This is a genomic window from Tropicimonas sp. IMCC34011, assembly GCF_003390865.1.
Taxonomy (GTDB): Bacteria; Pseudomonadota; Alphaproteobacteria; order Rhodobacterales; family Rhodobacteraceae; genus Tropicimonas_B.
On sequence record NZ_QMEJ01000009.1, the window covers coordinates 1 to 5909 of the forward strand.

Consider the following 5909-nt stretch of genomic DNA (forward strand, 5'->3'; position numbering starts at 1 on the left):
GACAAAGCCCCCGCGGATGGCGAGGGCATTGTCGGAAACGATGGTTGCGGGGGTAGGATTTGAACCTACGACCTTCAGGTTATGAGCCTGACGAGCTACCGGGCTGCTCCACCCCGCGGTGCTTTTTGTGCTGTTTGCATCGCAAGAGAGATAATCGTGATTGCTGGACCGCGAGGCTTACTAGGTTTGGCGGCGACCTACTCTCCCACGTCTTGAGACGCAGTACCATCGGCGCTACGGCACTTAACGGCCGAGTTCGGAATGGGATCGGGTGTTTTGCTCGCGCTATGACCACCAAACCGAGAAAGCCCCGCGGGGGGCGATGTTCCAAGCCGAGTATTCTGAGTTGTGTACGGCTTTTGATCCGAAGTCTGTCTTCTACTGGATCAAATCAAGCCTATCGGGCAATTAGTACCGGTCAGCTGAGCACGTTACCATGCTTACACCTCCGGCCTATCGACGTGGTCGTCTACCACGGCCCTCAGGGATACCTTGTTTTGAGGGGGGCTTCCCGCTTAGATGCCTTCAGCGGTTATCCTTTCCGATCATAGCTACCCAGCACTGCTATTGGCATAACAACTGGTCCACCAGTGGATCGTTCACCCCGGTCCTCTCGTACTAGGGGCAACTCCTCTCAAGTATCCTACACCCACGGCAGATAGGGACCGAACTGTCTCACGACGTTCTAAACCCAGCTCACGTACCTCTTTAAACGGCGAACAGCCGTACCCTTGGGACCTGCTCCAGCCCCAGGATGAGATGAGCCGACATCGAGGTGCCAAACGGTGCCGTCGATATGGACTCTTGGGCACCATCAGCCTGTTATCCCCGGCGTACCTTTTATCCGTTGAGCGATGGCCCTTCCACTCGGGACCACCGGATCACTATGGCCGTCTTTCGACTCTGCTCGACTTGTCAGTCTTGCAGTCAGGCTGGCTTCTGCCATTGCACTCAACGAGCGATTTCCGACCGCTCTGAGCCAACCTTCGCGCGCCTCCGTTACGCTTTAGGAGGCGACCGCCCCAGTCAAACTACCCACCACGCAGGGTCCCGGACCCGGATAACGGGCCGCGGTTAGACATCAAGAATGCGAAGGGTGGTATCTCAAGGGAGGCTCCACAGGGACTGGCGTCCCTGCTTCGAAGCCTACCACCTATCCTGCACATCGCAGTCCTGATGCCAGTGCGAAGCTATAGTAAAGGTGCACGGGGTCTTTCCGTCTAACCGCGGGAAGCCTGCATCTTGACAGGCAATTCAATTTCGCTGAGTCGATGTTGGAGACAGCGGGGAAGTCGTTACGCCATTCGTGCAGGTCGGAACTTACCCGACAAGGAATTTCGCTACCTTAGGACCGTTATAGTTACGGCCGCCGTTTACCGGGGCTTCAATTCGGAGCTCTCACTCCTCCTTTTAACCTTCCGGCACCGGGCAGGCGTCAGACCCTATACGTCGTCTTGCGACTTCGCAGAGCCCTGTGTTTTTAGTAAACAGTCGCCACCCCCTGGTTTGTGCCCCCAGCCTCTAGTTGCCTAGAAACTGGGCCTCCTTCTCGCGAACTTACGGAGGTATTTTGCCGAGTTCCTTCAACATCGTTCTCTCAAGCGCCTTGGTATTCTCTACCAGTCCACCTGTGTCGGTTTAGGGTACGGTCTGATGGAGGGCTATTTCCAGGAACTGCTAAACGGCCCGACCAATCCGATAAGGTCGAACAATCTTCGCAATCCGTCACATCCTCCTGGCCCACGAATATTAACGTGGTTCCCATCGGCTACGCCTTTCGGCCTCGCCTTAGGGGCCGGCTTACCCTGCTCAGATTAGCTTTAAGCAGGAACCCTTGGACTTTCGGCGACAGGGTCTCTCACCCTGTTTGTCGCTACTCATGTCATCATTCTCGCTAGTGATCTCTCCACCGGATCGCTTACGCGCCGGCTTCACAGAAAGTTCCGAGCCTCCAGTCTCGTCCCGAGGGACGAGCGAGGAGGCATGGAACTATGTCACACTACGCTCCGCTACCATGCGCTATGCGCATCCTAAGCTTCGGCTCGTGGCTTGAGCCCCGTTACATCTTCGCCGCAAGACAGCTTAATTAGACCAGTGAGCTGTTACGCTATCTTTAAAGGATGGCTGCTTCTAAGCCAACCTCCTGGTTGTTTTGGCCGTCTCACCTGCTTTCCCACTTAGCCACGAATTGGGGGCCTTAGCTGTAGGTCAGGGTTGTTTCCCTCTCGACGACGGACGTTAGCATCCGCCGTCTGTCTGCCATCTAGTACTTCCGGGTATTCGGAGTTTGGTTAGGATCAGTAAGCCTGTGGGGCCCCATTACCCATCCAGTGCTCTACCCCCCGGGGTATTCGGATGACGCACTACCTAAATAGTTTTCGCGGAGAACCAGCTATCTCCGAGTTTGATTGGCCTTTCACCCCTAGGCACAACTCATCCCGACCTTTTTCAACAGGTGTGGGTTCGGACCTCCAGTAAGTGTTACCTTACCTTCATCCTGGTCATGCCTAGATCACTCGGTTTCGGGTCTGATCCCACATACTCAGTCGCCCTATTAAGACTCGCTTTCGCTGCGCCTACACCTATCGGCTTAAGCTTGCATGTGAGACCAAGTCGATGACCCATTATACAAAAGGTACGCCGTCAGGACTCGAGGTCCCTTCGACTGCTTGTAGGCGTCCGGTTTCAGAAACTGTTTCACTCCCCTCGTCGGGGTGCTTTTCACCTTTCCCTCACGGTACTGGTTCGCTATCGGTCAGTAAGGAGTACTTAGCCTTCGAGGGTGGTCCCCCGATCTTCAGACAGGATTTCACGTGTCCCGCCCTACTTGATATATCCTCTCATGCTTCCCGTACGGGGCTGTCACCCACTATGGCCCGATTTTCCAATCGGTTCCGGTCACAATCGAGGCTTGGCTGGTCCGCGTTCGCTCGCCACTACTAGCGGAGTATCTGTTGATTTCCTTTCCTCCGGGTACTTAGATGTTTCAGTTCCCCGGGTTTGCTCTTATAACCCTATGTATTCAGGTAATAAGTACCTGGTTCAGCGCGTTATCCATTGCCGCAAAGCAATCAATAACGAACTGTCAGGTGGGTTGCCCCATTCGGAAATCCATGGATCAAAGCTTATTCTCAGCTCCCCATGGCTTATCGCAGAGTATCACGTCCTTCATCGCCTCTTACTGCCAAGGCATCCACCAAACGCCCTTTTCGCGCTTGATTTGATCCAGAAGAAGACAGGCTTCTTCCGATCAAAAGTCGTACATTCCCGCTCCCTGCCTGGTTCGTGCAGGGAACATGTTTGGTTAGTGTACTTGACTTGGAACAAAATTGTCTTCGCGGGTCGAACCCGCTGACCTTCCCTAACGCGGGAGGTCGGACAATTCTGATGATTATCTCTCTATACGATGTCAAAGTCGTCCGGTCGGACGGCGAAGCGCATCTCGCATGCGCTGCGCGATCGGACCGGATGAAATCTTGGGTACATTGCACTGAAGGTTGGCGGCCACCGGCCACAAGGGCATCAGATCTCGTGCCGCGAGGCGACGGATGTGATGGTGGAGCGTATCGGGATCGAACCGATGACCCCCTGCTTGCAAAGCAGGTGCTCTCCCAGCTGAGCTAACGCCCCGAAGGACCGCATCTGCCGGCCCATGTTCGATGGTGGGTCGAGGAGGACTTGAACCTCCGACCTCACGCTTATCAGGCGTGCGCTCTAACCACCTGAGCTACCGACCCAAGACCGGGCGGTAGCCCGTGTGCTTAAACTGAAGAGATATGAGGACGGCCTGGCCCCGAATATGCTTCCGAAGAAGCTGCTAAGTGATCCACGAGGATGGAAAGCTCGAGAGCTTGGCCATCCTGCCAGGATCATCCTTAGAAAGGAGGTGATCCAGCCGCAGGTTCCCCTACGGCTACCTTGTTACGACTTCACCCCAGTCGCTGAGCTTACCGTGGCCGGCTGCCCCCCGTAAGGGTCGGCGCACCGTCTTCGGGTAAACCCAACTCCCATGGTGTGACGGGCGGTGTGTACAAGGCCCGGGAACGTATTCACCGCGTCATGCTGTTACGCGATTACTAGCGATTCCGACTTCATGGGGTCGAGTTGCAGACCCCAATCCGAACTGAGATAGCTTTTGGGGATTAACCCATTGTCACTACCATTGTAGCACGTGTGTAGCCCAACCCGTAAGGGCCATGAGGACTTGACGTCATCCACACCTTCCTCCCGCTTATCACGGGCAGTTTCCATAGAGTGCCCAGCCGAACTGCTGGCAACTAGGGATGTGGGTTGCGCTCGTTGCCGGACTTAACCGAACATCTCACGACACGAGCTGACGACAGCCATGCAGCACCTGTCTTGGATCCAGCCGAACTGAAGGAATTCCTCTCGGAAAACCGCGATCCAGATGTCAAGGGTTGGTAAGGTTCTGCGCGTTGCTTCGAATTAAACCACATGCTCCACCGCTTGTGCGGGCCCCCGTCAATTCCTTTGAGTTTTAATCTTGCGACCGTACTCCCCAGGCGGAATGCTTAATCCGTTAGGTGTGACACCGAACAGCATGCTGCCCGACGTCTGGCATTCATCGTTTACGGTGTGGACTACCAGGGTATCTAATCCTGTTTGCTCCCCACACTTTCGCACCTCAGCGTCAGTATCGAGCCAGTGAGCCGCCTTCGCCACTGGTGTTCCTCCGAATATCTACGAATTTCACCTCTACACTCGGAATTCCACTCACCTCTCTCGAACTCAAGACTGCCAGTATCGAGGGCAGTTCCGGGGTTGAGCCCCGGGATTTCACCCCCGACTTAACAGTCCGCCTACGCGCGCTTTACGCCCAGTAATTCCGAACAACGCTAACCCCCTCCGTATTACCGCGGCTGCTGGCACGGAGTTAGCCGGGGTTTCTTTACCAGGTACCGTCATTATCTTCCCTGGCGAAAGAGCTTTACGACCCTAGGGCCTTCGTCACTCACGCGGCATGGCTAGATCAGGCTTGCGCCCATTGTCTAAGATTCCCCACTGCTGCCTCCCGTAGGAGTCTGGGCCGTGTCTCAGTCCCAGTGTGGCTGATCATCCTCTCAAACCAGCTATGGATCGTCGACTTGGTAGGCCATTACCCCACCAACTATCTAATCCAACGCGGGCCGATCCTTCACCGATAAATCTTTCCCCCGAAGGGCGTATGCGGTATTAAACCCAGTTTCCCGGGACTATTCCGCAGTGAAGGGCACGTTCCCACGCGTTACTCACCCGTCCGCCGCTAGGTCCGAAGACCTCGCTCGACTTGCATGTGTTAAGCCTGCCGCCAGCGTTCGTTCTGAGCCAGGATCAAACTCTCAAGTTGAAACATCCGAAGATGTATCCTTGACGTTCGAACCTCTGCACATCTCATCCGGAGGCTAATCCGGATGAAGTCATCTGTCTGATGCGTGCTTCAGTTTCCAAAGAAACCGAAACCTCACTCAAACAGTGAAGCTGACACTTCATCATCGGCCGAAGCCTAGAAGCGCGATATACAGACGTTGATCCATCGAAAGGACCGGACCGCCCACATATCTCTTCAGTGTACCCGCAATGTCAAAGAGCGAAGAGACAAAACCAACCGAGTGCGCCCTAACTTGTTCGGCGCGCCCGCCCGATCTGCCTCTAATTTTTCCCGCCTCGTCTGCGTCGGCTCGTTGCCGCCGCCCCGTCTGGCGTCCCGTTGTGCGCCTCAGCGCCGCCGGTGAAGGGGTGTCTACGGATATCAGCCGGACCTCGCAAGAGCTTTTTTACAGAAACGTCGCTTTTTCCAAAAAAAGACAGGAAACCACCCAATATCAATGACTTGAGACCAACCTCCCCAGACCCAAGACCCCCGAAACACTCCCTTACCCAGCGTCCACAGCACGGAATCAGCGCGACTC

Annotated in this window: 3 tRNA genes and 3 rRNA genes; all 6 read right to left on the reverse strand. The window is 55.3% G+C overall.

Annotation, left to right across the window (positions count from 1 at the left end):
* Nucleotides 1-41 precede the first annotated feature (41 nt).
* The 6 genes from DQG15_RS17940 to DQG15_RS17965 all read right to left on the reverse strand — a co-directional run bounded on the left by DQG15_RS17940 (nucleotide 42) and on the right by DQG15_RS17965 (nucleotide 5347).
* Nucleotides 42-118: transfer RNA gene (locus DQG15_RS17940), tRNA-Met, on the reverse strand.
* Between the two features lie 66 nt (nucleotides 119-184).
* Nucleotides 185-299 (reverse strand): 5S ribosomal RNA (gene rrf, locus DQG15_RS17945).
* An 88-nt stretch (nucleotides 300-387) separates the two neighbouring features.
* Nucleotides 388-3221: ribosomal RNA gene (locus tag DQG15_RS17950) — 23S ribosomal RNA — on the reverse strand.
* Nucleotides 3222-3554: 333 nt separating this feature from the next.
* Nucleotides 3555-3630: transfer RNA gene (locus tag DQG15_RS17955), tRNA-Ala, on the reverse strand.
* Nucleotides 3631-3660: 30 nt separating this feature from the next.
* Nucleotides 3661-3737 (reverse strand) — tRNA-Ile (locus tag DQG15_RS17960).
* Nucleotides 3738-3879: 142 nt separating this feature from the next.
* Nucleotides 3880-5347 (reverse strand): 16S ribosomal RNA (locus DQG15_RS17965).
* Together the 16S, 23S and 5S rRNA genes with 3 tRNA genes alongside form the textbook arrangement of a ribosomal RNA operon.
* Between the last annotated feature and the right edge of the window lie 562 nt (nucleotides 5348-5909).